23 protein-coding genes, 1 pseudogene and 1 riboswitch are annotated in these 24,596 nt (G+C 48.2%); of the genes and pseudogenes, 5 read left to right on the forward strand and 19 right to left on the reverse strand.

The window, feature by feature from the left end; translation table 11 throughout:
- The first annotated feature begins 31 nt into the window (after positions 1–31).
- Positions 32–1,159, forward strand: a complete 1,128-nt coding sequence (locus tag CBI30_RS01425) for a class I SAM-dependent methyltransferase (protein ID WP_240553461.1) — start codon at positions 32–34, stop codon at positions 1,157–1,159.
- Positions 1,160–1,163: 4 nt separating this feature from the next.
- Here CBI30_RS01425 and CBI30_RS01430 read toward each other — a convergent pair whose 3' ends face one another.
- The 3 genes from CBI30_RS01430 to CBI30_RS01440 are packed head-to-tail and all read right to left on the reverse strand — an operon-like array spanning position 1,164 to position 5,147.
- Entirely contained in the window at positions 1,164–2,303 is a 1,140-nt protein-coding gene (locus tag CBI30_RS01430) for a tRNA nucleotidyltransferase/poly(A) polymerase-related protein (RefSeq protein ID WP_088526558.1), read from the reverse strand.
- 4 nt (positions 2,304–2,307) lie between these two features.
- Positions 2,308–3,216 carry a complex I NDUFA9 subunit family protein gene (locus CBI30_RS01435; protein ID WP_088526559.1) on the reverse strand — a complete coding sequence of 303 codons (909 nt, stop codon included), beginning with the start codon at positions 3,214–3,216 and terminating at the stop codon, positions 2,308–2,310.
- A 23-nt stretch (positions 3,217–3,239) separates the two neighbouring features.
- Entirely contained in the window at positions 3,240–5,147 is a 1,908-nt protein-coding gene (locus CBI30_RS01440) for a lytic transglycosylase domain-containing protein (RefSeq protein ID WP_420812034.1), read from the reverse strand.
- Between the two features lie 106 nt (positions 5,148–5,253).
- On the opposite strand from CBI30_RS01440, the gene CBI30_RS01445 reads away from it, so the two are divergent.
- Positions 5,254–5,871 carry a 5-formyltetrahydrofolate cyclo-ligase gene (locus CBI30_RS01445; protein WP_240553462.1) on the forward strand — a complete coding sequence of 206 codons (618 nt, stop codon included), beginning with the start codon at positions 5,254–5,256 and terminating at the stop codon, positions 5,869–5,871.
- Between the two features lie 33 nt (positions 5,872–5,904).
- Here the strand turns inward: CBI30_RS01445 and metF are convergent, their stop codons facing one another.
- From metF to metK, 3 genes are all read right to left on the reverse strand, one after another.
- Positions 5,905–6,735 (reverse strand): methylenetetrahydrofolate reductase [NAD(P)H], encoded by an 831-nt coding sequence (gene metF / locus CBI30_RS01450; RefSeq protein ID WP_088526562.1) that lies wholly within the window; start codon positions 6,733–6,735, stop codon positions 5,905–5,907.
- A gap of 48 nt (positions 6,736–6,783) precedes the next feature.
- Complete coding sequence (gene ahcY, locus CBI30_RS01455; RefSeq protein WP_088526563.1) at positions 6,784–8,229, reverse strand: adenosylhomocysteinase; 1,446 nt, start codon at positions 8,227–8,229, stop codon at positions 6,784–6,786.
- 61 nt (positions 8,230–8,290) lie between these two features.
- A riboswitch (S-adenosyl-L-homocysteine riboswitch) is annotated at positions 8,291–8,402 on the reverse strand.
- 79 nt (positions 8,403–8,481) lie between these two features.
- On the reverse strand, positions 8,482–9,648 hold the full coding sequence (metK, locus tag CBI30_RS01460) for a methionine adenosyltransferase (protein WP_088526564.1): 1,167 nt from the start codon (positions 9,646–9,648) through the stop codon (positions 8,482–8,484).
- Positions 9,649–9,851: 203 nt separating this feature from the next.
- On the opposite strand from metK, the pseudogene CBI30_RS01465 reads away from it, so the two are divergent.
- Both CBI30_RS01465 and dapF read left to right on the forward strand, forming a co-directional pair.
- A pseudogene (locus CBI30_RS01465) lies at positions 9,852–10,856 on the forward strand (lysophospholipid acyltransferase family protein).
- Positions 10,857–10,915: 59 nt separating this feature from the next.
- Positions 10,916–11,770: a diaminopimelate epimerase gene (dapF, locus tag CBI30_RS01470; protein WP_206075531.1), complete on the forward strand. Its 855-nt coding sequence runs from the start codon at positions 10,916–10,918 to the stop codon at positions 11,768–11,770.
- Positions 11,771–11,800: 30 nt separating this feature from the next.
- Here dapF and pyrE read toward each other — a convergent pair whose 3' ends face one another.
- The gene (pyrE, locus tag CBI30_RS01475) at positions 11,801–12,469 is read right to left on the reverse strand and encodes an orotate phosphoribosyltransferase (RefSeq protein WP_088526567.1); all 669 of its coding nucleotides are present in this window, start codon (positions 12,467–12,469) and stop codon (positions 11,801–11,803) included.
- Between the two features lie 8 nt (positions 12,470–12,477).
- Here pyrE and CBI30_RS01480 point away from each other — a divergent pair, with 8 nt between their 5' ends.
- Complete coding sequence (locus CBI30_RS01480) at positions 12,478–13,260, forward strand: exodeoxyribonuclease III (RefSeq protein ID WP_088526568.1); 783 nt, start codon at positions 12,478–12,480, stop codon at positions 13,258–13,260.
- Here the strand turns inward: CBI30_RS01480 and CBI30_RS01485 are convergent.
- The 12 genes from CBI30_RS01485 to gatC form a co-directional block, all read right to left on the reverse strand.
- A complete protein-coding gene (locus CBI30_RS01485; RefSeq protein WP_240553463.1) occupies positions 13,253–14,587 on the reverse strand; it encodes an AmpG family muropeptide MFS transporter in 1,335 nt (444 codons plus the stop codon). The two genes, CBI30_RS01480 and CBI30_RS01485, sit on opposite strands and share 8 nt — an antisense overlap.
- Complete coding sequence (gene metW / locus CBI30_RS01490; protein ID WP_088526570.1) at positions 14,580–15,161, reverse strand: methionine biosynthesis protein MetW; 582 nt, start codon at positions 15,159–15,161, stop codon at positions 14,580–14,582. The genes CBI30_RS01485 and metW overlap by 8 nt, the downstream gene beginning before the upstream one ends.
- Positions 15,158–16,297, reverse strand: coding sequence for a homoserine O-succinyltransferase MetX (gene metX, locus CBI30_RS01495; protein ID WP_088526571.1), 1,140 nt, complete (start codon positions 16,295–16,297; stop codon positions 15,158–15,160). Before metX ends, metW begins: the two co-directional genes overlap by 4 nt.
- Complete coding sequence (slmA, locus tag CBI30_RS01500; protein ID WP_088526572.1) at positions 16,294–16,950, reverse strand: nucleoid occlusion factor SlmA; 657 nt, start codon at positions 16,948–16,950, stop codon at positions 16,294–16,296. Before slmA ends, metX begins: the two co-directional genes overlap by 4 nt.
- 23 nt (positions 16,951–16,973) lie before the next feature.
- Positions 16,974–17,876, reverse strand: a complete 903-nt coding sequence (gene argB / locus CBI30_RS01505; protein ID WP_088526573.1) for an acetylglutamate kinase — start codon at positions 17,874–17,876, stop codon at positions 16,974–16,976.
- Positions 17,877–17,903: 27 nt separating this feature from the next.
- Positions 17,904–18,281: an RNA polymerase-binding protein DksA gene (gene dksA, locus CBI30_RS01510; protein ID WP_206075532.1), complete on the reverse strand. Its 378-nt coding sequence runs from the start codon at positions 18,279–18,281 to the stop codon at positions 17,904–17,906.
- Positions 18,282–18,488: 207 nt separating this feature from the next.
- On the reverse strand, positions 18,489–19,553 hold the full coding sequence (locus CBI30_RS01515) for a CobW family GTP-binding protein (RefSeq protein WP_206075517.1): 1,065 nt from the start codon (positions 19,551–19,553) through the stop codon (positions 18,489–18,491).
- 63 nt (positions 19,554–19,616) lie between these two features.
- Positions 19,617–20,627 carry a tyrosine recombinase XerC gene (locus CBI30_RS01520; RefSeq protein WP_088526576.1) on the reverse strand — a complete coding sequence of 337 codons (1,011 nt, stop codon included), beginning with the start codon at positions 20,625–20,627 and terminating at the stop codon, positions 19,617–19,619.
- Positions 20,608–21,282: a DUF484 family protein gene (locus CBI30_RS01525; RefSeq protein WP_088526577.1), complete on the reverse strand. Its 675-nt coding sequence runs from the start codon at positions 21,280–21,282 to the stop codon at positions 20,608–20,610. The genes CBI30_RS01520 and CBI30_RS01525 overlap by 20 nt, the downstream gene beginning before the upstream one ends.
- A 25-nt stretch (positions 21,283–21,307) precedes the next feature.
- Positions 21,308–22,777, reverse strand: coding sequence for an Asp-tRNA(Asn)/Glu-tRNA(Gln) amidotransferase subunit GatB (gatB, locus tag CBI30_RS01530; protein ID WP_088526766.1), 1,470 nt, complete (start codon positions 22,775–22,777; stop codon positions 21,308–21,310).
- Complete coding sequence (gene gatA, locus CBI30_RS01535) at positions 22,777–24,294, reverse strand: Asp-tRNA(Asn)/Glu-tRNA(Gln) amidotransferase subunit GatA (RefSeq protein WP_088526578.1); 1,518 nt, start codon at positions 24,292–24,294, stop codon at positions 22,777–22,779. Before gatA ends, gatB begins: the two co-directional genes overlap by 1 nt.
- Positions 24,291–24,584, reverse strand: coding sequence for an Asp-tRNA(Asn)/Glu-tRNA(Gln) amidotransferase subunit GatC (gene gatC, locus CBI30_RS01540; RefSeq protein ID WP_088526579.1), 294 nt, complete (start codon positions 24,582–24,584; stop codon positions 24,291–24,293). The genes gatA and gatC overlap by 4 nt, the downstream gene beginning before the upstream one ends.
- Positions 24,585–24,596 lie beyond the last annotated feature (12 nt).

Below are 24,596 nucleotides of genomic sequence, written 5' to 3' on the forward strand. Positions count from 1 at the left end.
GTCTCATACCGAGCTTCTCAGCCAAAAAATAATGGCAGAAATTGCCTCCCAAGGCGGCTGGATGGCCTTTTCAAGGTATATGGAAATGGCTTTATACGAGCCAGGAATGGGTTATTACAGCGCTGGGGCCCATAAATTGGGTGCTGGCGGGGATTTCACGACCGCCCCAGAACTCTCTCCCTTATTTGGCGCAGCGATTGTTTCAAGCCTTTTACCGATTCTTGAAGGACTTAGAGCGCAAGGCTTGCCTACACAGATTTTAGAGTTTGGTGCTGGTTCAGGCAAATTGGCAGAATCCATTCTGACCCGCCTGAATGATCTGGGCCTCCCCTTGGATAGTTACGACATCATTGAGATCTCGCCAGATCTGGCCCAAAGACAAGAGGCTCGCCTCAAGGCTCTCCCGGAAAAGCTCAGCATATCCACTCAATGCGCCTGGCCAAGCTCTTTACCCAGCAACTTCAAAGGGATCATTCTGGCTAATGAAGTGATTGATGCCATTCCTTGCGATGCCATCATCTATCGAAATGGCTTTTGGTATTGGCAAGGGGTTACCGTAATTGATGGCAAGCTTGCTTGGTCAATAGGAACACCAGTAGAGCAATCTTTGCTTCCCGAAGTTTTGCTGACGGGTAAATTTTCAGAAGACTATGTCACTGAATTACACGCGCCAGCAAATGCCTGGATGCGCCAAGTAGCCAAACATCTTGATACTGGTCTCTTCCTCACTTTTGATTACGGCTTCCCTGAGAATGAGTACTACCATGCTCAAAGACTGGAAGGCACGCTGATGGCGCATCATCGCCATCATGCCATTCAAGATCCCTTTCATCTTCCGGGTCTGTGTGATGTAACGACTCACGTGGAATGGTCTCAGATTGCTCGCAGCGCTTTAGAAGAACAAGCAGATGATGTCTATCTCAGCAATCAAGCGAGTTACCTGCTTGATGCCGGTATTGGCGATATCGCTCTAGAAATTGGCGACCCAGGCAATCCAGAAACCTTCTTACCGATTTCTAATGCATTGCAAAAGTTATTGTCTGAAGCGGAGATGGGGGAGTTGTTTAAGGTCTTTGCATTTACAAAGAATTTGAATACCATATTACCGGGCTATTCCCTGGAAGACCTGCCGGGATTGCGTGGCAGGAACCGACTCTAAGTCTTTAGTGTTTGAGTGCGGCCGAAATAGCCGATAGCCTTGCAACATCTACAGCGCTTCGAATGCTTTCACCATTGGCGCGATCTTCAGCAGGAACACCCGCAATAATTTCTGCTGTGTTGAGTGACTGAGCTTTCTGCACTGCATCGATCAAGACAGTCACTGGTAAACCAATCTGCTGAGCGAGTTTAAGCAAGGCATGTCCACGCTCAGGCTTGCGCCAAACATCAGCTCGGTTAAGCCAGGCCAATACATCAACAGCTTGGTATGCACCACCTGTGGTGTGCACCGTCTTTTCGATCAGTAAATTGAGTTCACTAAATATTTCACTGAAATCACGTACATCATTTGGCATTTTTACGCACTCTGCCCATGAGCGAATTTCATTGGCAGGTAAATGCATCAACACTACTGCGCAGCGATCTTCCAAGCCACTATCTACTGCGTGGAAATGGGCGATCAAGTCCTCGCGATATTCCCCTTTGGCCAAATTAACCGTAAATGCTGATGGCAGCAACGTTTTGGCTGCACCCGTGTCCAGCAATACTTGCAACATGCGCATTGGCTTAATAGCAGTAAAGCCCCTCGCCAATTCTTGCCAGATCCGTTCAGCAGATAATGCCGACAACTCATTTGACTGCACAATGGCCTTTAGGGCATCCATAGTTTCTGGTGCTACCGTAAATTCAGGGAAGCGAGCCGCAAATCTTGCGATACGCAATAGGCGCAATGGATCTTCTGCAAATGCATCTGATACATGGCGGAATATTTTGGCTGCCAAATCTTCCTGGCCGTTATAAGGATCCAGAATGGGGCCTATCCATTGACCATCTTCGCCAACCTCTTGCGCCATCGCATTAATCGTCAGATCGCGACGCTCTAAATCTTGCTCCAAGGTTACGGTGGGGTCGGCATAGAACATAAAGCCCTTATAGCCCTTCCCCGTCTTACGCTCGGTACGGGCTAGAGCATATTCAGCTTGAGTCTCTGGATGCAGGAAGACGGGGAAATCCTTGCCAACAGGGCGGTAGCCTAGGGCAATCATCCCTTCTACGCTAGAGCCAACCACCACATAATCTATGTCGTGCACCGGTAAACCCATGAGGGTGTCCCGAATAGCGCCACCAACTGCGTAGATCTTCATTTATTTACTTCATGCCTTCTAATGTGCGGCGGCTAATACCAAACACTTTAGTCAATGCATCCAGCCCATTGAGTGGCAAGATATTAGGAGCCTTCATAGACGCAATATTGTCTCGCGACATCAAAGTTGGGACTGGCAAAAACTCAAATGCCAGAGCTTGCAAATATCCTATAAATGCAGGTACAGGAATAATGGCGCAACGGGTATGCGCTTTGCGCGCCGCAAACTCTACAATCTCTTTCATGGTGTAAACAGTGGGGCCTACCAAATCATAAGATTGATGGATGGTTGATGGCATTTTTAAAGACTTTGTAAAAGCTGTGGCCACATCATCTACGCTTACCGGCTGAAACTGCGCTTCCGAATTTGCTAAAGGCATAGCCGGAAATAGTTTGGTCAGCTTGGCAAACAAGTTAATGAATTGATCTTGCGCACCAAAAATGACTGAGGGCCTAAAGATGGTCCAATCTAAATTACTGGATTTAACCGCAGATTCGCCGTCACCTTTACTGCGCTGATACATGGAAGGGCCTTTTGAGTCAGCACCTAAGGCACTCATATGCAAATAGCGCTTGAGGCCATTCATCTGCATAGCCGTCATGATATTTTTTGGGAGATCAACATGCGCTGCTTGAAATACTTTTCCATAAGGCTGTGCGGGCTTGTCATGCAATACGCCCACTAAATTGATCACGGCGCCATTAGGATTAATTCGCGAGCAAAGCGCTTGCAGAGAATCAAATTCATGTACATCAGCATCTTCTAAATGGATCTTAGGCAACATGCGCAATTCACGGGCGGCCGCTAAGTGACGAGTAGGCAACAAAACAGAATACCCCTCTGCCTGCAATTGAGCGGCTAAAACTCTACCTACAAAACCGTTACCACCGATTAGCAGAATGTCATATTTCATAAAACTCCAGTGTGGTTGAAGTACTAGGGTAGCTCAGATGCGATTGCCGCTTTAGGAGTAATCACGCCTAAACGCTGTTTTAAAGACTGCGATTGACCATGCATCACTGATGAATAATACGTCGCATTAGCCAAGACATTTTTTACATAGGTTCGCGTCTCATTAAACGGAATAGTTTCTGCAAAGATCGCGCCTTCTGTTGGGCTCGTGAGTTTTTCACGCCAAGACTTCGAGCGCGAAGGCCCAGCATTGTAGGCCGCCGAAGCTAGAACCCAGGAGCCATCCAAGTCTACCAAGACCATATTCAAATAATTGCTTCCCAATGTCAGATTGGTATTGGTGTCGCTCAATTTGTCATTGGTGTAAGTGGTCATGCCAATTTTCTTGGCCACGTACTTTGCAGTATTAGGCATCACCTGCATCAAGCCAGAGGCGCCCACCGAAGAGGAGGCATTCATGATGAAGCGGGACTCTTGACGAATGAGCCCATAAGCCCATGCCAAGTTCAAATCAATTTGTTTTGCAATGGGCGAAAGTTCATCGCGATACGGTGTTGGATAGCGCAAGCTAAAGTCATGCTCTTGCTTGGTGCGATCTGCAGTATTGACAACGCGGTCATACAGGCCGATGCGCTTAGCGTATTCAGCAGAGGCCAGTAGCTGTTTATCGCTCATATTGCGTAATTCCCAGTTCCACTCACGGTTGCCTTCGAAGCGTAAATTCATGGCATACAAACGCTCGCCTCGAATAAATCCTTTACGACTCGCCATCACCTCGATTTCTGCATCGCTGACTTTAGTGCGTGCAGGTGCATGATTAGATTTACCCAAGTCTTCGCGGGCTAACTGTCCATAAAAGTTGTATTGATCGGCAACCAGCTCAAGGCTCTCACGTGCCTTCTCATTTTGGCCGTCCACCTTCAGTGCACGTGCATACCAATAAGTCCAGGCAGGATCCTTGCTGCGCACTGCCGGGTTCATGCCCTCAATGGCGTTCTTGACCAAAGTCCAATCTTTCGCACGCAAACCTGCGCGCACCTTCCACTCTTGTCCCTCAGTGGAGAGAAGCTCGTTGTAGCCCAACTCTTGTTGCAAGCGATATGCATCATCTGCGTTGGGATCTAATTTCTTGGCCAAGAATTGGCCAATCACACCCCAAGCTACCGCTTGATTCTCTTTGCTGTAGCGCGATGCATTTTGTAAAAAATCTTTATAGGCTTTTGCAGGATCCGCTTTAGCAGCCTTTACGACATCGGCAATAGGGTCCTCACCACCCAAGCGGCGTGACATGGTGTCAAAACCCATTTCACTAGCGGCCCGGCCTATAGCCTTGGCTTCGCTAGGAGTTATGCCCCCAGCACTGACTAAAGCGGGAACCAACTCTTGGCAAGCCTGTCCAAAATAGCGTGGGTCTAGCAATATTGCGCGCGCATCAATTCCTACCTTGGCTGGATTCTCGCCTTGAGCCAACTTAGATTGCAGTGAATAACACTTCACCGGGGTATCGTCATCCAAAACAAACTTGGGATACTCAATATCAAATCGCGTCCAATCTTTGCGCTTACCCAATACCAAGAGCCAATCATTGCGCATCCGATCTGCCAAGGCGGTTCCTTGATATTGATTCAGAAAAGCCATAACCTGAGAGTCTGCATTGCTATCTGCGCGAGCACCGCCTGCGCTATCAAATAGCTGGGGCTTAATGCGGAAATAGGCTACATAGTCATCGTAGGGGTAATTGGAGAGGCTCGCCGCTAAGGTCTGTGAACGTGCAACATCATTTCTTTTAGCAGCTTCACGTAGTTCAATAAAGGTGCGATCGCCCTCAGTAACCTCAAAAGCGGAGATCCTGCTTTCTTTAGCAGGGACAGTTTTTTTAGATTTCTCTGCTGAAATACTAGGGGCATTAGCTAGCAAGGCAAAAAATACAATCCCGCCTAGCGTTTTTTCCCAGCCACCAAAAACATCAAACCTCTTTTTCACCGTTTAACCCTATCGATTTACTATATCTCTTAATTTTCGCCTGATAATGGTCGATATGCACGGCAATTCTCCAAAATCGCTACGGCAGGACTTACTAGCCCAAAGGAAACAGTTTGCGGCCAGCGCAAGCTATCCAGCTGCACAAGAAGCTATTTTGACTAGCTTTAGTCGATTTCTTGCAGATTACGATGCACAGATTCAAACTATTGCCTTGTATTGCCCCATTCAAGATGAGCTTGATCTGCGACCCGCTCTATTAGCATGGGCTGCCAACAAAGCAGGCAAAACACTTAGCCTCCCTTTTGCGCGCCCCGATAAACATTTAGATTTTTACGCGTGGCAAGAGGGCGATCTTCTCATTCCAAGTCGCCACGGAGTACTAGAACCCGACCCCAATAATCCACGCAGACCTCAAGCCACTCCAGACTGTATTTTGATCCCCTGTGTAGGCTGGTCAAAATCCCCGTCAGGAGATCGCAATCACTATTGGCGCCTTGGGTATGGTGGTGGCTATTTCGACCGTACCTTAACGCAATTACGCGCTAGCAATCCAAGTCTACTTTGCGTAGGGATTGGATTTGATTGGCAAAAACTAGATGATGCGCAGTGGCAAGCTCAAACGCATGATGAGCCCCTGGATCTACTCCTAACGGAGTCAGGGTTACTGCGCTAACCCCCCGTTGAGGCTGATTGAGTGCTTACCTATTTACCTATTCAGACTCAAATTATCCGCAATCGCTAAAACAGCATCTGCCTGATTGAGTGAGTAGAAATGGAGTCCAGGTGCGCCAGCCGTTAATAGCTGATCACAAAGGTCGGTAACCACCTCTTCACCAAAAGCCCGAATTGAGGCGGTGTCATCGCCATAAGACTGCAAGCGCAAGCGGATCCAACGCGGAATCTCTGCGCCACAAGCATCTGAGAAGCGGAGTAGCTGGGTACTATTGGTAATCGGCATGATTCCAGCGATGACTGGCTGAGTCACCCCCAGGTCATACGCTTCATCTACAAAACGGAAATAAGCATCGCTGTTGTAGAAATACTGAGTCACTGCTGAATTGGCTCCGGCCTTCATCTTCTGCACAAAGAAATCGACATCCGTTGCCGGCGACTTAGCCTGAGGATGGCATTCTGGGTAAGCTGCCACATCAATATGAAACCACTCGCCGGTTTCTGCACGGATAAACTCCACCAATTCATTAGCGTGGTGGAACTCACCATACTGGCCCATGCCAGATGGCAAGTCGCCACGTAAAGCCACAATCCGTTTAACGCCCAAAGCTTGATATTGTTTCAACATTTCGCGCACGCTCTCACGTGAACTACCAACACAAGATAAGTGCGGAGCAACCGCTGCACCTGCAGCATGAATATCGCTCACTACTTTTAATGTGCCAGATTGTGTAGAGCCGCCGGCACCAAAAGTCACAGAATAAAAAGCGGGCTTGAGTGTTTCACTAAAACGCTCGCGCACAAGATGTAGCTTAGCCTCACCTTCAGGTGTTTTTGGAGGGAAGAATTCAACGCTTAATTCCATGATCTTGGGCCTGTGTCTCTATTGAACAATATCTAACAATGGTGCAGATTAATAACGGTAGTGGTCAGCCTTATACGGGCCTTCTTTTGTTACGCCAATGTACGAAGCTTGCTGATCTGACAATACAGTTAACTGTGCATTCAATGTCTTGAGCTGTAAACGAGCAACCTTCTCATCCAAATGCTTAGGCAAAGTGAAAACACCGATTGGATATTTATCTGTACCAACTGCATTCCACAATTCGATCTGCGCAATTACTTGGTTTGCAAATGAAGAGCTCATTACATAGGAAGGATGTCCTGTACCGCAACCTAGGTTAACTAAGCGACCTTTAGCCAAGATGATGATGCGCTTCTCAGGCTTGCCATTGGCTGCTGGGAAAATCACATGATCTACTTGTGGCTTGATCTCTTCCCACTTGTACTTCTCAATACCAGCAACATCAATCTCGTTATCGAAGTGGCCAATGTTACAAACGATGGCTTGATTCTTCATCTTGATCATGTGGTCATGCGTGATCACATGGTAGTTACCTGTTGCAGAAACAAAGATGTCCGCTTTATCAGCAGCGTAGTCCATCGTTACGACGCGGTAGCCTTCCATTGCCGCTTGCAGTGCGCAGATTGGATCTACTTCAGTAACCCAAACTTGAGCAGACAAAGCTCGCAGTGCTTGTGCAGAGCCCTTACCCACATCGCCGTAACCACAAACAACAGCAACCTTACCAGCAACCATCACATCGGTTGCGCGCTTAATTGCATCCACCAAAGACTCGCGGCAACCGTAGAGGTTGTCGAACTTGCTCTTAGTAACAGAGTCGTTGACGTTAATAGCCGGGAACTTCAAGTCGCCCTTGGCGAACATCTGATACAAGCGATGCACACCAGTGGTGGTTTCTTCAGTAACGCCCTTAACTTTCTCTAAGCGTGTGGAGTACCAAGTTGAATCTTGAGCTAATTTGTTTTTGATCGCAGCAAACAAAATAGTTTCTTCTTCGCTGGTTGGGTGATTCAAGCAAGCTTGATCTTTTTCAGCACGAGCACCAAGGTGCAATAACAAAGTAGCATCGCCGCCGTCATCCAAAATCATATTAGTGAAGCCACCATCAGCCCACTCAAAAATACGGTGGGTGTAATCCCAGTATTGCTCAAGGGTTTCGCCTTTAATCGCAAACACAGGTGTGCCATTAGCAGCAATCGCAGCAGCAGCGTGATCTTGTGTAGAGAAAATATTGCAAGATGCCCACTGCACTTCAGCACCTAGAGCCTCAAGCGTCTCAATCAGTACTGCAGTCTGAATGGTCATGTGCAATGAACCAGTGATGCGTGCACCACGTAGTGGCTGTTGGGCTGCGAATTCGTCGCGAATCGCGATGAGTCCTGGCATTTCAGTTTCGGCAATAGCGATTTCTTTACGGCCAAAGTCAGCCAAAGAAATATCAGCAATAGCGCAACGGGTTGCTACAAAGTTGTTTAAATCGGAAACGGTACTCATGAATGCTCCAGCTAAATACGATCCAATGCTGGAGTAGAAACTCGCTAGCCATTGAATCATGGGTTAGCGAGCGCAGTTGCAATTAGCAAACTCTGGGGTTACCTAGGAGTCCACTCCCTTCAAGCCTGGGGAAACGCTGGTTCTCAGCATTCCTTGCAACGCTCCTTGAAGGTATGGCGAAATTGTAATCAATTTCGCCATATTTCGCCTCAATACAACTACATACTGCAAATTTACTACTTAGAAAGCAGATTACAGGCCAGCTGCTGCACGTAATACGGGCGCCTTATCGCACTGTTCCCAAGTAAATTCTGGCTCTTCACGACCAAAGTGACCATAAGCAGCGGTCTTGCGATAAATCGGACGCAAGAGGTTCAACATCTTGACGATGCCCTTTGGACGCAAGTCAAAGTGCTCGGATACCAATTGCGCAATCTTTTCATCAGAGATCTTGCCGGTACCAAACGTGCTCACCATGACTGAAGTTGGTTTAGCAACGCCAATAGCGTAAGAGATCTGAATCAAGCACTTGCTTGCCAAACCAGCAGCAACCACGTTTTTCGCAACGTAACGACCGGCATAGGCAGCAGAACGGTCCACTTTAGAAGGATCTTTGCCGGAGAAGGCGCCACCACCATGCGGGGCTGCACCACCATAGGTATCCACAATGATCTTACGACCAGTCAAGCCGCAATCGCCTTGTGGGCCGCCGATCACAAATCGACCTGTTGGGTTTACCAAGAAGTTAATCGCACCTTTAATCAGATGCTTTGGCAATACTGGTTTGATGATTTCTTCGATAACAGCTTCACGCAATTTCTCGAGAGAGATTTCTTCATCATGTTGAGTAGAAAGCACAACAGTATCAATAGAGTCCGGCTTGCCATCGACATAACGCAAAGTCACTTGTGACTTGGCATCTGGGCGCAACCAATTCAAACGGCCATCGCGGCGCAGTTGGGATTGACGCTCCACTAAACGGTGCGACAAATGAATCGGCAAAGGCATGAGCTCTGTAGTTTCGTCACAGGCGTAACCAAACATCAAGCCTTGGTCGCCGGCGCCTTGATCTAGGCCATCGTCATGTGCCTTATCTACGCCCTGAGCAATGTCTGGACTCTGCTTGTCGTAAGCCACTAATACCGCACAGCCCTTGTAATCAATACCGTAGTCAGTATTGTCGTAACCAATTTCACGCAAAGTGTTGCGGGCCACTTGGATGTAATCCACGTTTGCATTGGTAGTGATTTCACCGGCCAGTACAACTAAACCAGTGTTACACAAGGTTTCTGCAGCAACTCGTGCTGTTGGATCTTGGGCCAAGATGGCATCCAAGATGGCATCAGAAATTTGGTCTGCTACTTTATCGGGGTGACCTTCAGAAACGGATTCTGAGGTAAAGAAGTAATCATTTGCCATTGCATATTCCTTTAAAAATTAACACGATCTATGGGACAACTCGACGTGCCAGGAACTACAACGGCGACGCTTTAGCAGAATTTATGAATCGCCCTGCAAGTTGCCTTAACTCAGCGATAGGGTAATTCTATCCGAAAAATGCCTTATCCATCAAGCCTTATGAGAAATTTGGCCCTACCGCCCGCATTGAATATCATGAGGGGGTGCGCAAACTACTACTCAAGCTAACCCTCAATGTAATTGCTGTATTACCCCTATTCCTGGCTCAAGTCATTGGGGCGGCTTTAGGGGTCTTGGCTTATGTAGGCTCCAAGCAATATCGATCACTTTTTCGCCCTCAATATGAGGCGGTAGTGAGCAGCCATCATTTACCCCGGCAAATTTGGCGTGCGACAGCAGCCTCAGGCCAACTCTTATCTGACAGCCTCTGGATCTGGCGTAACCCTCAAAAAGCTTTAGAGCTAGTTGAAGTTCAAGACTGGGACTTGGTGGAGTCAGCGATTAACGAAGGCCATGGACTCGTAATGCTCACCCCACATTTGGGCGGCTTTGAAATTATTCCCCGCGTATTAGCGCAGCACTTTCCAGCAACTATCCTCTATCGCCCCTCACGGCAAGAATGGCTCAATGAAGTAGTTGAAACTGGTCGCGCCTATCCCAATATGCATTTCGTACCAACGAACCTCAATGGCGTTCGCCAAATGACACGCGCCCTGACGCGCGGAGAGGCCATTGGCATTCTTCCCGATCAGGTGCCTAGCGGCGGTGAAGGCGTATGGGTGCCGTTTTTCGGACGCCCGGCTTATACAACGCCACTACCCGCACGGCTAGCGAACCGGAACAACACGCCAGTTGTGATGTTTACCGCTAAACGCAAAGGGCTTGGCAAAGGCTGGCTCATGCAGGCCAAGAGATTGGGATCGCTTTCTGAGGATTCCACCATCGCAGCAACTGAACTCAATATCGCCATTGAAGATGCGATCTTAGTTGCGCCTAACCAATTCATCTGGGCGTACAACCGCTATAAACATCCAAGCGGAGCAGAGTTACCACCGCTCTAAGTCTTGAACACAAAGGCTATATTTGCATTATTAGTGCGCATGAATAAATACATCGAAGAGCTTGTCCGAGAAAAGCCGGCAGGGTACTATTGGGTACATAAACGCTTTAAACATCTGCCGTCTAGCGAGCCCAGCCTATACAACTAATTGGAATTCTTTTGAGCACGAATTTAAGCAAACCCACACGCAAACTGCGCTTCACCAAAATGCATGGTGCTGGCAATGATTTCATTGTGCTCAATGGTATTGATCAAGATCTCAGCGACATGACTCGAGAGCAATGGCAAAAACTAGCTCATCGTCAGCTTGGTATTGGTGCCGATCAAATCTTGTTGGTCGAAAAAGCAACGCATCCTGACGCCGATTTTCGTTACCGAATTTTCAATGCTGACGGTGGTGAAGTGGAGCAATGCGGCAATGGTTCACGTTGCTTTGTGCGCTTTGTGCTCGACCAAGGTTTATCCGCCAAAAATCCTTTGCGTGTTGAAGTGGCGCATACCGTTCTTACCCTCAAATCTCATGAAGATGGGCAAGTAGAAGTAGATATGGGCGCACCTATTTTTGAGCACAGCCAAATTCCTTTTAATGCAAAAGACCTCCCGAACAAACAAGAGTTTCATGAAATGCTTTATGCACTTCCGCTTAATACTCCAGCAACTCACGACAGTTGGATTGGCGTGGTCTCCATGGGTAATCCGCACGCCGTCCAAGTAGTTGGGGATGTGGATAGTGCGCCCGTATTAGAAGAGGGTCCGTCAATCGAGAAGCATGCCGCGTTTCCTAAAAAGGTCAACGCGGGCTACATGCAAGTTTTAAATCGCAATCAAATTAAGCTACGCGTATTTGAGCGTGGCGCTGGTGAGACCTTGGCTTGCGGCACTGGCGCATGTGCTGCAGTGGTGTCTGGCATTCGTCGTGGCTTGCTTGACTCACCCGTCAAGGTACATACCCGAGGTGGTGATTTGCAAATTGCCTGGGGCGGAATAATTAATGAAGTCGCTCAACCAGTCATCATGACTGGCCCAGCCGTTACTGTGTTTGAAGGTGAAGCAAGCATCTAAAGGGCAGTTACAGCAGTTTCACTCTTAAGATTAAATTCCGTACTTCTCGCGGTAAGCTTTCACAGCAGGCAAATAATCCGTGAGCTCGGTATTGCTCGATGCCTTTAAGAAAGCCATTACATCAGCTAAGTTCGCAATCGCCACTACTGGAAGCCCAAATTCCTGTTCAACCGCTTGTACCGCTGACTTCTCACCAATATCTATTGCGGTACCCGACCTCTCCATGCGATCTAAGGCAATTAATACGGCGGCGGGTTCAGCGCCGGCAGCGCGAATTAATTCAACAGACTCTCTGACTGAAGTTCCAGCAGAAATCACATCATCAATGATGACTACTTTTCCTTTGACTGGGGCGCCAACCAAAGAGCCGCCCTCGCCGTGGTCTTTGGCTTCTTTGCGGTTGTAGGCATAAGGCACATTACGTCCGGCATCTGCCAAAGCGATCGCCGTAGCGGCGGCCAAGGTAATGCCCTTATATGCTGGCCCATAGAGCATGTCGTACTCAATGCCAGATTCCTGCAAAGCTTTGGCGTAATAACGGCCCAAGGCACTTAAACGGGCGCCGTCATTAAATCCACCCGCATTAAAGAAATAAGGAGAAAGACGCCCCGCTTTGGTTTTAAACTCCCCAAACGACAAAACATTTGCCTCCAAGGCAAATTGAATAAAGTTATCTTGATTAGAATTTTTTGAGCTCATAGGCCTATATGTTACGCATCATTTCTGCCAACCTCAACGGTATCCGCTCTGCGGTCAAAAAAGGCTTTTTACCATGGGTGACCAAACAAAAAGCCGACTTTGTTTGTATGCAAGAGCTCAAAGCCCAACAAGATGATCTCGAAGACGCCATCCTCAATCCCGATGGCTTGCACGGCTTTTTTCATCATGCCGAGAAAAAAGGCTATAGCGGTTGTGGAATCTATACCCCCCACAAGCCCGATGTAGTGCTCTACGGCTACGGTAATCCAGAATTTGATGCTGAGGGACGCTATGTAGAGGCTCGGTTTAAAAAGCTGTCAGTAATCTCGGTATATATGCCCTCAGGCTCAAGCTCGCCTGAAAGGCAAGAGGCCAAATATCGCTATTTGGATTCTTTCTTGCCGCACCTGGTGGAGCTGAAAAAGTCGGGGCGCGAAATTGTGCTGTGTGGCGACATCAATATTGCCCATAATGAAATCGACCTCAAGAACTGGAAAGGCAATCTTAAGAATTCAGGATTTTTACCAGAAGAGCGTGCGTGGCTAAGCAATCTATTTGAGCGAGTAGGCTATGTAGATGTCTATCGAGCATTAGAGCCAGAAGCCACTGACGATTGTTATACCTGGTGGAGCAATCGTGGCCAGGCTTATGCAAAGAATGTGGGTTGGCGCATCGACTATCACATCACCACACCGGGGATTGCTGCTAGCGCCAAAAATACTGCGGTCTACAAAGACGAGCGCTTCTCAGATCATGCGCCACTCACAGTGGATTACAACTGGGCTATTTAGAAACTTGTGAGTCGTGCTTTTTGAATTCAACTACCTTAAAGTGAATGGCCAGCCAAATCAGAATTAACACTGGTGCGCCAATAACAGCAGTGATGATGAAGAAGTTTTGGTATCCGAAAGAATCAACAAAGACTCCCGAGAAGCCAGCCAACCACTTTGGCAACAAGAGCATCATCGAACTAAATAATGCGTACTGCGTCGCGGAATACTGGATATTAGTCAAGGCTGATAAGAATGCAATAAAAGCCGCTGTTGCAATTCCGGAACTCAGATTGTCAGCGGAGATGACCCACACCAATCCATGCAAATCATGGCCCTGGGTAGCTAGCCAAGCAAATAACAAATTACTCACGGCAGACAAGATTGCACCCAAGAATAAGATCCGCATGACTCCAAAGCGCAAAGTCAGCACCCCGCCCAAAAAGGCTCCCACTAAAGTCATGACTACACCAAATACTTTGCTGACAGCGGCCACCTCATCCTTGGTATAGCCCATATCTACATAAAAAGGATTGGCCATAATGCCCATCACCACATCACTAATTCGGTAAATTGCAATCAGAGACAAAATCAGAGCGGCATGCCAGCCATAGCGCTTAATAAAATCCGCAAATGGTTCAATCAAGGTTTGATGCAACCAAGCTTTAGCATTGCGCGCTTTTTCCAACTCAATACGCACTGGCTCTTTGCTAAATAAAGTAGTGATCACGCCGACACTAATCGAAAGCGCCATACAGAGATAAGCAAATTGCCAGGCGCTTGCGTCATAACCAGTATTACCAGCCTCAGCGCGGGCCGCCAACCAAAGAACGCCGGCTCCCGACCAAATTAAAGCCAGTCGATAACCAGTTTGATAAGTGGCTGCCAAAGCCGCTTGATGATCACTATCTGCCGACTCAATACGAAAAGCGTCTAAAGCGATATCTTGGGTTGCAGAACCAAACGCGACGAGAAGTGCGCACCACACAATCGGCGTGAGCTGAACTTTGGGATCAATACTAGCCATGCCCACTAGACCAAGAATGATCAGCATCTGAGCAAAGATTAGCCAGCTGCGCCTTCTACCGAAAAATTTTGACAATACGGGAATAGAAAGTCGATCAACCAAAGGGGCCCACATCCATTTAAAGGCATAGATCAAGCCAACCCAAGTGAGATAACCAATGGTACTACGATCAATGCCCGCCTCTCTCAGCCAAAAGCTAAGTGTTCCTAAAATCAGTAGCAGAGGTAGGCCCGCAGAGAAGCCCAGGAAGAGCATTCGAAGGCAAGGCCATTCGAGATAAACCCGAAAATCTTTCAGCCAGGACTGAGCGGTACTAAGCACGTCGAACGCGGAACAGCGCTAGACTTCCAAAAAGATTGGGCATCAAAGTAACCTGCCGCCCTTCATGCAAGATGCATTGATCTAAAACTTTTAATCCTAGGCTTGAAGCCAGCTTCTCAAAATCGGCTACGGTGAGTACGCGGACATTGGGCGTGTTGTACCACTGATATGGCAAGCTCTTAGAAACAGGCATACGACCAAAGCCAACCGCCAAGCGATGTGACCAATGGCCAAAGTTAGGGAAAGAGACAATAGACTCTTTTCCGACGCGCACCACTTCACGCAAGATCTTTTCAGTTTCATGAATAGTTTGCAAAGTTTGTGAGAGCACCACGGTGTCAAAGCTATTGTTCTCAAACAATGCTAAGCCACCCTCCAAGTTTTGCTGAATGACATTCAAACCTTTTTGGACGCAAGAGAGCACGCGAGCATCATCAATCTCAACACCATATGCATGTACTGGTTTCTGTTTTTGCAAATACTCCAAGAAACTGCCATCACCACAACCGAGATCAAGCACCTCGCTATTGGGGGCGATCCAATTGGCTATCGCAGCAAAATCTGCGCGCTTCATGATTTGACCTCTAGCATTTGTTCAAAGTAAGCATGGATCAGGTTGTGATAACGAGGATCATCCAACAAGAAAGCATCATGTCCATGAGGCGCATCTATTTCCGCATAACTGACTTCACTCTTATTGCTGAGCAAAGAGGCCACAATCTCGCGACTGCGGTTTGGCGGGAAGCGCCAATCGGTAGAGAAGCTCACGACCAAGAACTTGGCTTGTACCTCAGCAAGGGCGCGATTCAGACTGCCTTCATAACGACGTGAAGGATCAAAATAATCTAGCGCTCTCGTAATGAGCAAGTAGGTATTGGCATCAAAGTAAGTGGAGAATTTATCTCCTTGATGACGCAAATAACTTTCGACCTCAAACTCCACATCAAAGCTGAAGCGGTAATCATTAGATTCGCCATTCGGTCTTTGTAGCTCGCGCCCAAATTTTTCAGCCATATCGTCATCTGACAGGTAGGTAATATGCCCCACCATACGCGCCAACCTGAGGCCTCGCTTCGGCACTACACCATGTTCATAGTAGTTGCCACCATGAAAATCCGGGTCAGACAAAATAGCGTTGCGCGCCACTTCATTAAAAGCAATGTTCTGTGCACTGAGTTTTGGTGTGGATGCAATGACTAAGCAATGCGCTAAGCGCTTTGGGAACTGGATTGCCCAAGCCAAGGCTTGCATACCACCCAAGCTTCCGCCCATTACCGCAGCAAAACGACGAATGCCTAACTTGTCCGCTAAGCGCGCCTGAGTGTTCACCCAATCTTCCACTGTAATGACTGGAAAATCTGCACCGTAAGGCTTGCCACTGGCGGGATTAATACTCATGGGCCCTGTGGATCCAAAACAAGAGCCTAAGTTGTTTACGCCGACGACAAAAAAGTGATCCGTATCTACTGGCTTACCCGGCCCAATCATGTTGTCCCACCAACCAATATCGCTTGCATCATCGGGGTTAGGACCGGCAACATGGTGCGATGCATTTAATGCATGGCAGACCAATACAGCGTTACTTTTGTCAGCATTCAGTTTGCCGTAAGTTTCAATAACTAGATCGTAGCCAGATAAGATGGCGCCACTTTGCAAAGGCAAGGGCTCGGCAAAGTGGATAGTGTTTCTAGAGAGGTGTAGCTCGCTCATTCGGATAGAAGAATGCGAAGACTAATATCAGACGCCTCAGTTGGAAGCTTCTTAAAGCCGCTACGAGCAAAACGATGCCAGCGGCCTAATACGTAGCTCATCAACATTGCCGCGCGAATACTGACCTCATCTTGACCTACACTTGCCCAAGAGCCACCTTGCGTTTGAGCAATGCGTAAGGCTTGTTTCAGTGATGCCTCCACACGATCAAGCACTTGGGTAATACGCTCTTGCAGACGGTCATCCTCTTGCAACAAAGCATCACCCAAGAGTACGCGGGTCATACCCGGATTCTTTTCAGCGAAGAACAAGAGCATCTGCAAAATACCGCGCGCTTGTGCAAGCCCAGACTCTTCTTTTTGATTAATTTGATTAATTAGACCAAAAACAGTTTGCTCAATAAAAGAGATTAAACCTTCAAACATCTGCGCCTTACTGGCGAAGTGTCGATAGAGCGCCGCTTCTGAAACTTGAATTTTTGCCGCCAAGGCTGCAGTGGTTACGCGCTCGGCCTTCGGATTTTGTAGCATCTCTGCCAACACCTGCAGAATCTGAAGGCGACGCTCTCCAGGGCGAGGGCGTTTACGCGTTTTACCCTCATCAGCAATTGAAGCTTCGATGTCTGATGCAGTGGGGTCTAAAGAATCGCGCATGGTTATATCTCTTATTTAGTCCCTTAACGCGAGCGAATCATCGTTCCAAATGCCTGCTCGGTCAAAATCTCCAACAGTAAGGAGTGCTCAATTCTTCCATCAATAATATGAACTGAATTCACGCCACTCTTTGCTGCATCTAATGCGGAAGAAATCTTCGGCAGCATGCCGCCAGAAATCGTGCCATCAGCAAACAAACCATCAATCTCACGAGCCGTAAGGTCAGTTAACAGTGTGCCGTTTTTATCCATCACACCAGGGATATTCGTCATCATGACCAATTTCTCTGCATGCAAGATTTCTGCCATCTTACCGGCCACTAAATCGGCATTGATGTTGTAAGCCTGACCTTCTTCGCTAAAGCCAATTGGAGAGATCACGGGAATAAACGCGTCATCCTGCAATGCTTTTACGACCGCAGGATTAATGGCCTCAATCTCGCCAACAAAGCCTAGATCTATCATGGCCCCAGCATGCTGTTGATCTGGAACCAACATCTTCTTCGCGCGAATCAAGCCACCATCTTTACCAGTTAAGCCAACTGCCTGACCGCCAAAGTGGTTGATTAACATCACGATGTCTTGTTGCACTTCGCCACCTAGAACCCACTCAACTACTTCCATGGTTTCTTCGTCGGTCACTCGCATGCCCTGAATAAAGGTGCCGGCTTTGCCAATCTTCTTTAAAGCTTCATCAATTTGTGGGCCACCACCGTGTACTACTACAGGGTTCATGCCGACGAGCTTCAGCAAGATAACGTCGCGTGCAAAACTTTCCTTCAAGCGCTCTTCCACCATGGCGTTTCCGCCGTACTTAATCACAATAGTTTTACCGTGATACGCGCGGATGTAAGGCAAAGCCTCAGCCAAAATCTCCGCCTTTAATAAAGGAGGGATTTCGCTAATAGATGGTGATTGCTTAGTCATTGCTGCTTTTATATTCGGTCTAGTCAATTAATCGCCAAACAACTTTTGACGAAGTTCACGACGCTCTTGAGCCTCAAGAGATAAATTGGCTGTTGGGCGGGCAATTAAACGATTTAGACCAATCGGCTCACCAGTTTCTTCACACCAGCCATAATCGCCAGACTCAGTGCGGGCTAAGGCCTGCTCTACTTTTTTCAACAACTTGCGCTCGCGATCACGGGTGCGTAACTCAAGAGCGTGCTCCTCTTCAATGGTTGCGCGGTCAGCCGGATCGGGAACTAAAATATTTTCGCGAAGATGCTCTGTCGTCTGCGAAGCATTCTTCAAAATGTCATTCTTTAGGGTCAAGAGCTTCTGACGGAAAAAATCTAACTGAGCCGCACTCATATAGTCCTTTTCAGACATCTTGAGCAATTCAGCTTCTGTTAAAGGCTCACCCTTTACAGCCTTGCTACTTGTTTTTGCCGTAGCCGTAGATTTCGTTGGTGTTTTTACCGTCATTTCATTCTTTCCATGGGTTGAACCATTATTGCTTCATTCTGCCAAAGTTTTGCTACCCTTTGCCAATATTTATCAATATTGACTGTGGCGGCGGATTGTACTTTAAATTTCCTAGGCCAAGCAGCCATCAAGCCCAGCCAGCAGGGTATCCTTAGGCAAATCGATGCCTATAAACACCATGCGGGTTTGCTTCGGCTCTGCACCCCATAAACCAGCTAAATCACTGCCCATCATCTGATGGACGCCCTGGAACACGACTTTTCGGTTGCTACCCTTCACATAGAGAACGCCCTTGTAACGCAACATCTTCTCTCCAAAGACCTCCAAAATACCGCCTAAGAAGTCCTCTAATTTTTTATGGTCAAAGGGTTTATCACTACGAAAAACAAAGGATTGGATGCGATCGGTATGGCCTGCATGGCCATGGTGATCGTGACTGTGGTCGTGGCCACAGGTACTATGATCATGATCGTCATGCCCATGATCATGTCCGCAAGTGGCGTGGTCATGATCATCTTGCCCTAAAAAGTGAGGGTCGATATCGAGCTTGGCGTTCAAATTGAAGCCTTTGAGATCTAAAACTGCATCTAAAGGCACCACTCCTTTAGAAATCCCCTGAATCGGTGCGCGGGGGTTCATGTGCATTAAGCGATTCCGCAAGGCATCTACTTCAGCGGGTGTTACTAAATCTGTCTTGGTAATAAAGATTTGGTCAGCAAAACCCACCTGACGCTGCGCCTCTTCATGCTCATTGAGCTGTTGCGGGCCATGCTTCGCATCCACTAAGGTGATCACTGCATCCAAAACATAATGGTCAGCAACATCATCATCCATAAAGAAGGTTTGAGCCACCGGGCCAGGATTGGCTACGCCGGTTGTCTCAATCACCACACGTTCAAAGCTGATTTTTTTATCTTTGCGTTGCTCCCAAAGCGTATTTAGCGCTTCGACTAAGTCACCGCGAATCGTGCAGCAGATACAACCATTACTCATTTGCACAATGTTTTCTTGATTATCTTGAACCAAGATGTCGTTATCGATATTCTCTTCGCCGAACTCGTTCTCAATCACGGCAATTTTTTTGCCGTGCTGTTCGGTCAGGATGTGCTTGAGCAAAGTCGTTTTGCCACTGCCCAAAAAGCCTGTGAGAATTGTTACCGGAATTAACGCCATCATTGATCCTATCAAAATCTATAAATACATTCCCCAAATGGGAAACATGACATCTTACCGAGTTCCTCAGCCTTTGACAGCCTTTGCTCTCGGATGCGCTTTGTCATATGCCTGTGCTAAGTGCTGAAAGTCTAAGGAGGTATAAATCTGGGTGCTGGCAATACTGGCATGTCCCAGCATCTCCTGCACGGCGCGAAGATCCTGAGAAGACTGCAAAACATGGCTAGCGAAGCTATGACGCATCATATGCGGATGAACATGGGTAGGCAGTCCCGCCCGCATAGCTAGGGTGCGTAAGCGCGCCTGAACGGTGCGGGGAGATAAGCGCGCGCCTGTGGCCGATATAAATAAGGCGGCTGAAAGCTGAGATTGCCCCGACAGCGTCGCCTCCTCACGAACATCGCGCCAGACTCTCAAGGATTGCATGGCGGGGGCCCCAACAGGTACGGAGCGACGTTTCCCGCCCTTACCCAAAACAGTAACTTCCGCAGCATCCCAATCTAACCATCCAGCAGATTCGTGCTGACGATCCTTGCTCTGCATCACATCAATACCCAGAAGCTCCGATAAGCGCAGGCCGGAGGAATATAGCAAATCGATGATCGCGGCGTCACGCACCGTTTCTAAATCTGGCTTCGCTTCTGCTTCTTTGACCGCTTGGTTTACTAAAGATAGGGCTTGCTCAACCGAGAGTGCTTTAGGCAAAGACTTCAAACGCTTGGGGGCCTTTACATCATCTACTGGATTGGCAACTAGGTTTGCCGTTGCGCGTCCTGCTTGCGCATCACGACGCGCATCTTTTTCGGTCAACCAGTCATACCAACCCCGCCACGCAGAAAGGGCTCTAGCAATGGTGCGAGATGACTTTCCTTTCGAGTGCAGGCGTCCCGCCCAGCGACGCACATGGGCATTTGTTACCCTCAAGAGTTCTACAGAATCTTCAGATGCAAAAGCTTGGAGCTCACTCAAATCCATTCGATACGCTTTGAGCGTATGGGGTGAGAGTTGCCTTAATACATGCAACTCATGCAAATATTCCTGTACGAGGGGGTGAAGGTCAGTTAGGGCTTGGCTCATAAGCCTGGATGCGGTCCAAAGCTGCAGCGGTTAGCTCGGCAATCTGACGCAAGTAAAAGGCGCCCATGTCAGCCGTAAAACGGGTCTCATCTTTGCTTGCCAGCAGCAGCACGGCTGGTGACTGAACGGTTCCGATACTTTTACCTAATGGCAAACCAATCGCCACCATGCTTTGCCATTCAGAATCAATGGTGACTTGGGTGGCCAATAAATCCACACTGGCAGAGGCCAGCTCTTTAGCCGATCCACACAGGGGTGTGTCGATCCATGGACCAAACGCAGCGTTTGGCGACAGGAGTTGTGCTGACTCAACCTCAAATACTTCGGCCAAACCTGCAGTCACCGCAGACTCCACATCCGCCTTGCTATTGGCCCCCATCAAGCGCAATAACCAGGACACTAGGCTTTGCTGAGTTTTATCATTGCGGCTACCAAAGTGCAGCATCTCACTCAAGCGGCGATTGAGCTCCTGATTCTGAGTGCGCAATAAAGTCATCTGACGCTCTTGCAATGAGATTGCCCGGTCTTCATGTGGATGCTTTAAACGAATTTCATTCAAGAGATTGGCGTAACGCTCAAAGAAACCTGGGGTCACACGTAACCACTCCGCAACCAACTCTTCTTGTTCGGCTTGCTTGGGATCAATTGCGCTCATCTATTTCTTTCTTGTTTAAATTTGATTAACTCAGCTTTTTATGGAGCAACTCATTGACTTGGCCTGGATTGGCCTTACCTTGCGACGCCTTCATGATCTGGCCCACCAAAGCATTAAACGCTTTTTCTTTGCCAGAGCGGAACTCTGCAACAGACTTCTCGTTAGCGGCCAAGACCTTGTCAATCATGGTCTCTAGCTCACCGCTATCGCTAATCTGTTTTAAGCCTTTGGCATCAATCACCTGATCAACTGTGCTGATAGTTTTACCAGCCACAGCCTCTTCCCACAAAATTGCAAAGATATCTTTAGCAATCTTGTTAGAAATAGTGCCGTCAGCTACACGAGTGAGTAGTGGCGCCAAATGTTCCGCTTTTAAAGGGGCGTTGGCAGTAGCGATGCCCGCACGATTAAGCGATGATGCAAGCTCTCCCGCAATCAGGTTGGCCGCTGCTTTTGCCAAGGACTTACCAACAATAGCCAATAACGCTTCAAAGACTTTTGCCGTATCTCGATCTTGCGTCAGCAATTGTGCATCGTAAGCACTTAATCCAAATTCACTTTGCCACTGTTTACGAAGTTGCGCTGGAAGTACTGGCATTTTACTGCGTACTGCGGCAATCCAGGCATCGTCAATCACGACTGGTAACAGATCCGGATCAGGGAAGTAGCGGTAGTCGTTTGCATCTTCTTTACTCCGCATGCTGCGGGTTTCCTGACGATCAGGATCATACAAACGGGTTTCCTGAACAACCGTGCCGCCATCTTCAATTAATTCAATTTGTCGACGCACTTCATATTGAATGGCCTCCTCCAAAAAACGGAAGGAGTTCAAATTCTTGATTTCGCAACGAGTGCCAAATTCCACTTGCCCCATGGGACGCACAGAAACGTTGGCATCGCAACGGAAAGAACCCTCTTGCATATTGCCGTCACACACTCCAAGCCAGACTACAAGGGTATGCAATGCTTTTGCATAAGCTACTGCTTCAGCGGCGCTGCGCATCACTGGCTCGGTCACAATTTCTAATAATGGTGTGCCAGCACGATTTAAATCGATGCCACTAGATGCTTCACCATGCGGGCCCAAGAAACCTTCCTCATGAACGGACTTACCAGCATCCTCTTCCATGTGCGCGCGTGTGAGCTCAACCACCTTCACTTGATCGCCGACCAAGATTTCTAAATGGCCGCCTACGACTAGGGGGAGCTCCATCTGACTAATCTGATATCCCTTCGGCAAATCAGGATAGAAATAATTCTTTCGAGCAAAAATACTCGCTGGAGAAATTTTTGCGCCCACAGCCAATCCAAAACGGATGGCATGCTCAACCGCTTGGCGATTGAGCACAGGCAATACACCAGGCAAAGCTAAGTCGACCGCACAAGCTTGGGTATTCGGGCCTGCTCCAAAGCGCGTACTGGCACCGCTAAAAATTTTTGATTGCGTTTGTAATTGTGCGTGGGTCTCTAGACCAATAACGACTTCCCATTGCATCATGCCACCTCGCTTGCTTGACGCAAATGCCAGTCACTATTTTGCTGATACTGATGTGCCACTTGCAATAAGCGCGCTTCAGAAAAATAATTACCAATCAACTGCATGCCAATCGGCAAATTGCTTGTATTAAAACCACAGGGAACGCTCATTGCTGGCAGCCCCGCTAAGTTTGTAGAGAGCGTATAGATATCTTCTAAATACATCTGCACAGGATCTTTCGATTTTTCGCCTAGTCGCCATGCGACATCAGGGGCAACGGGACCTAAGATCACATCGCATTTTGCAAATGCAGCCTGAAAGTCAGCTGCAATGATGCGACGAATTTTTTGCGCTTGCAGATAATAGGCATCGTAATAACCATGGCACAGTACATATGTGCCAATCAAAATACGGCGCTTTACTTCGGCACCAAAACCTTCGGTGCGCGACTTCTTATACATGTCCGACAAATCGCGATATTCATTGGCGCGATGTCCGTAGCGCACACCATCAAAGCGACTCAAATTGCTAGAGGCTTCGGCGGGCGCCAAGACGTAATACACCGGTATAGACAGTTTTGTTTTGGGCAGACTCACTTCAACTAGCTCTGCACCTAAATCTTGCAGTGCTTTTGCTGCAGTATTGACAGCATTAGCCACTTCTTGCGCGAGGCCTTCTGCAAAAAATTCCGTTGGCAGCCCAATGCGCAATCCTTCTAGGGGCTTTACTGCATTGGTATTGCCTTCTTTCCAAGCTTGCGTGAGGTAACGACCATAGTCTTCCCCTGAATCAGCCAAAGAAGTCGAATCACGAGGATCGTGGGAAGACATGGCTGTGAGCAACAAAGCGCAATCTTCTGCAGTTTTACCTATTGGGCCAGCCTGATCCAAAGAAGAGGCATAGGCAATCATCCCGTAACGGGATACGCGCCCATAACTTGGCTTAATGCCAGTTAAGCCACAAAAAGCCGCCGGCTGACGTATTGAGCCCCCGGTATCGGTACCAGTTGCAATTGGGGCCAATCCCGCTGCTACGGCAGCTGCTGAACCGCCTGAGGAACCGCCGGCTACATATTCAGAATTCCAAGGATTGAGTACGGGGCCATAGGCTGAATTCTCATTCGAGGAACCCATGGCGAACTCGTCCATATTGGTCTTGCCCAGACAAACCATTCCAGCGCCATTTGGATTTTCTTCGCTAGGAATTCCTAGGTTGGCCACCACGGTAGCGTCAAACGGGCTGAGGTAACCCTCGAGCATTTTGGAGGCTGCAGTCGACTTCCAGCCGCGCGTCACAAAGACGTCTTTATGGGCAACTGGAATGCCTGTCAATTTTCCGCCTTGACCAGCTGCTAATATGGCATCCGCTTTAGAAGATTGCTCTAAGCTTAAGTGAGCGCTTACATCAAGGTATGCATTCCAGCGCTTTCCTGCCTCGATACGATCTAAAAAGTATTGGGTCAGCTCGGTACTAGAGACCTCTTTTGCAGCCAATGCTTTAGCCATTAAGGCGATAGGAGTTTGGTGCCAGCTCATTCAATCACCCTGGGAACTAAGAAATAACCATCCTGCTCAGCAGGGGCAGATTGCATATTCTGGGCGCGCTCGTCAGACTCTGTGACGGCATCTGGGCGCAAAGGTTGCGCCAAGTCACGCAAAAAGAGAATGGGGTGAGCCAAGGGAGCAAGACCACTTGTGTCGACAGCCTGCATCTCCTCAACCAAGGCAAAAACAGCCTGTAATTGGGGTAAAACTGCCTCGGCTTCTGCCTGACTTAACTCAAGACTGGAAAGGTGCGCAATGCGCTGGACATCATTAAGTTTCATGGGGCGCTAGAG

The sequence above is a fragment of the Polynucleobacter aenigmaticus genome (genome assembly GCF_002206635.1).
GTDB classification, from domain to species: Bacteria; Pseudomonadota; Gammaproteobacteria; order Burkholderiales; family Burkholderiaceae; genus Polynucleobacter; species Polynucleobacter aenigmaticus.